Source organism: Luteibacter yeojuensis (assembly GCF_000964085.1).
In the GTDB taxonomy this organism is placed as follows: Bacteria; Pseudomonadota; Gammaproteobacteria; order Xanthomonadales; family Rhodanobacteraceae; genus Luteibacter; species Luteibacter yeojuensis_A.
On record NZ_JZRB01000107.1, the window covers coordinates 1 to 3110 of the forward strand.

The window sequence follows — 3110 nt, forward strand, 5'->3', positions numbered from 1 at the left end:
CGCTGCGCCAGCTCGACCCCGCCGTGACGGCGAAGCGCCCGCTCGCGTTCTTCGCCTACGCGGTGGGCCGCATCGACGACGGCGACCTGCCCGACACGCATTCCGCCACGCTGCGCAAGCTGCGCGAGTGGGGCTTCCCGGTGTCGCCCGAAGTGGGCACCGCGAAGGGTTTCGACGGCCTCATCGCCTATTTCCGCAAGGTCGGCGCGAAGCGCGACAGCCTGCCTTACGACATCGATGGCGTGGTCTACAAGCTCGACGACTACGAAGGCCAGGAAGAGATGGGCTTCGTGTCGCGCGCGCCACGCTGGGCCATCGCGCACAAATATCCCGCGCAGGAACAGATGACCACGGTGGAGGCCATCGAGATCCAGATCGGCCGCACCGGCGCCGCCACACCGGTCGCCCGCCTCACGCCGGTGTCCGTGGGCGGCGTCACCGTCACCAACGCCACGCTGCACAACGCCGACCAGGTGGCCCGCCTCGATGTGCGCGTAGGCGATACGGTCATCGTCCGCCGCGCGGGCGATGTCATCCCCGAGGTGGCGCGCGTGGTGGACGAGCACCGCCCGGCGGGCACGGTGCCGTGGCAGATGCCGTCGGCCTGCCCGGTCTGTGGTTCGGAAATCATCCGCGAGGAGGGCGCCGCGGCCTACCGGTGTTCCGGCGGCCTCGTCTGCGCGGCGCAGCGCAAGGAGGCCCTCATCCACTTCGCCTCGCGCCGTGCCATGGATATCGACGGCCTGGGCGATCGCTTCGTCGATGCGCTGGTCGAGTTCGACATGGTGAAGACGCCGGCGGACCTGTACGGCCTCACCGTCGAGCGCTTCATCGACATGAAGCGCCGCGCCGACGAACGCGACGGCACCACCCCCGAGACGGTGAAGCAGGGCAAGGTGGCCACGAAGTGGGCCGAGAACCTCGTCGACGCCATCGAGGCCAGCAAGCACTCCACGTTGCCGCGCTTCCTGTTCGGCCTGGGCATCATGCACATCGGCGAAAGCACGGCGAAAACGCTGGCCACGTGGCTGGGTTCGCTGGCCATGGTGCGCCGCACGCCGGCACCGGTGCTGCGCGTGCTGCCGGATATCGGCGACGAGGTGGCGACATCCATCGCCGCCTTCTTCGGCCAGGAGGGCAACGAGGCCGTCGTCGACGCGCTGCTCGCGGCGGGCATCCGCTTCGCGGACGAAAGCGCGCCGTCGGCGAAGCTGCGCGACAAGCTGGGCCTCGATGTGCTGCTGGATTCGGCGAAGGTATCCAAGCTCGGCCCCAAGAGCACCGCGCTGCTGGGCAAGCAGTACGCCTCGCTCGAGGCGCTGATCGTGGCCGGCGAGCACCAGTGGATCATCGCGGGCGTGCCGCAGGCGGCGGCGTCCAACCTCAGCGCTTACCTTGCCGACCCCGGCCACGCGGCCGACCTGGCCCGTAGCGACTGGGCCATGCGCGCGCTGCTGGATGCCTTGCCGGCCAGGTCCGCGGCGGCGCTACCGCTCGAAGGCCACACCTACGTCATCACCGGCACCATGGAAACGCTGAAGCGCGACGACGCCACGGAACGGCTCGAAGCGCTGGGCGCGAAAGTCGCGGGCTCGGTGTCGAAGAAAACCACGGGCGTGTTCGCGGGTGAAGCCGCGGGCTCCAAGCTCGACAAGGCCAACGAGTTGGGCATCCCCGTGCATACCGAGGCTGACCTCATCGCGTTGCTGGGTGAGCACGGGGTGGCGCCGTGACCGACCTGAAACACCTGCGGCTGCGCGCGGCAACGTACGGCCGCATCCGCCATTTCTTCGCCGAGCGCGGCGTGCTGGAGGTGGAGACGCCGATGCTGTCCGCCGCGGGCAACACCGACCCGAACATCCAGAGCTTCCACACACGCTTCACGGGCCACGTCGATGCCGGCCCGGCCACGCGCTGGCTGCGCACCTCCCCGGAGTTCCCGCTGAAGCGGCTGCTGGCGGCGGGGCTGGGTGATTGCTACGAGCTGGGCCGCGTATTCCGCGATGGCGAGGCCGGCGGGCGGCACAACCCCGAGTTCACGATGCTGGAGTGGTACCGCGTGGGCTGGGATGAGGCGCGCCTGGCGCGCGAGGTGGTCGACCTGCTCGAAAAGCTGCTGCTCGAAGCGGGCCGCACCTTCGACATCGTCGAGACGACCTACCGTGGCCTGTTCCACGATGCCCTGGGTATCGATGCGCTCACGGCGCCGGTCGATGTGCTGCAGGGCGCGCTGGGCGATATCCACGTCAATGCCGACGGCCTGGTGCGCGACGACTGGCTCGACCTGCTGATGACCCACCGCATCCAGCCCACCTTCACCCGCGACCGTGTCACGGTGGTGGCGGATTTCCCAGCCTCGCAATGCGCGCTGGCGCGCATCCGCCACGACGACCCGCCCGTGGCCGAGCGCTTCGAGGTGTACGTGGGCAAGTACGAAGTGGCCAACGGCTACCATGAACTCAACGACCCGGCCGAGCAGCGCGCGCGCTTCGAACGCGACAACGCCGTGCGCCGCGAACGCGGGCAGGGCGAGGTACCGATCGACGAGCACCTGCTGGCCGTGCTGGGCAAGATGCCCGATTGCGCCGGCGTCGCGCTGGGCGTGGAACGCCTGTTGATGGTGCTGGCCGACACCGACCGCATCGCCGACGTGCTCGCCTTTCCGTTCAACAAGGCGTGAGCAAGCCCATGCTGAAAGCCATCCACCACGTCGCCATCATTTGTTCGGATTACGCACGGTCGAAGGTGTTCTACACCGAGGTGCTGGGGTTGAAGGTGGTCCACGAGGCGTACCGCGAGGCGCGCGATTCGTGGAAGCTCGACCTCGAAGTGAGCCCGGGCGTGCAGGTCGAGCTGTTTTCGTTCCCGTCGCCGCCGCCGCGGGTATCGCGGCCGGAGGCCCAGGGCCTGCGGCATCTCGCGTTCGCGGTCGACGACGTGGCGGCGTGCGTGGCGCGCCTGGAAGCGCATGGCGTGGCCTGCGAGCCCATCCGCGTCGACGAGTACACAGGCAAGCGTTTCACGTTCCTCGCCGACCCCGACAACCTGCCGATCGAACTCTACGAAACGTAACGCCAGCCCCTCCAATGTAGGAGCGCACTTGTGCGCGA

Annotated in this window: 3 protein-coding genes; all 3 read left to right on the forward strand. The window is 68.8% G+C overall.

Annotated features, from left to right (window positions below; all coding sequences use genetic code 11):
- Nucleotides 1-1733: NAD-dependent DNA ligase LigA (ligA, locus tag VI08_RS20395; RefSeq protein ID WP_045831481.1), on the forward strand; the 1733-nt coding region annotated here is incomplete at its 5' end.
- Nucleotides 1730-2680, forward strand: a complete 951-nt coding sequence (epmA, locus tag VI08_RS20400) for an EF-P lysine aminoacylase EpmA (RefSeq protein WP_045831482.1) — start codon at nt 1730-1732, stop codon at nt 2678-2680. The genes ligA and epmA, both read left to right, overlap by 4 nt.
- 8 nt (nt 2681-2688) lie before the next feature.
- A complete protein-coding gene (gene gloA2 / locus VI08_RS20405; RefSeq protein ID WP_045831483.1) occupies nt 2689-3072 on the forward strand; it encodes an SMU1112c/YaeR family gloxylase I-like metalloprotein in 384 nt (127 codons plus the stop codon).
- Nucleotides 3073-3110: the final 38 nt, after the last annotated feature.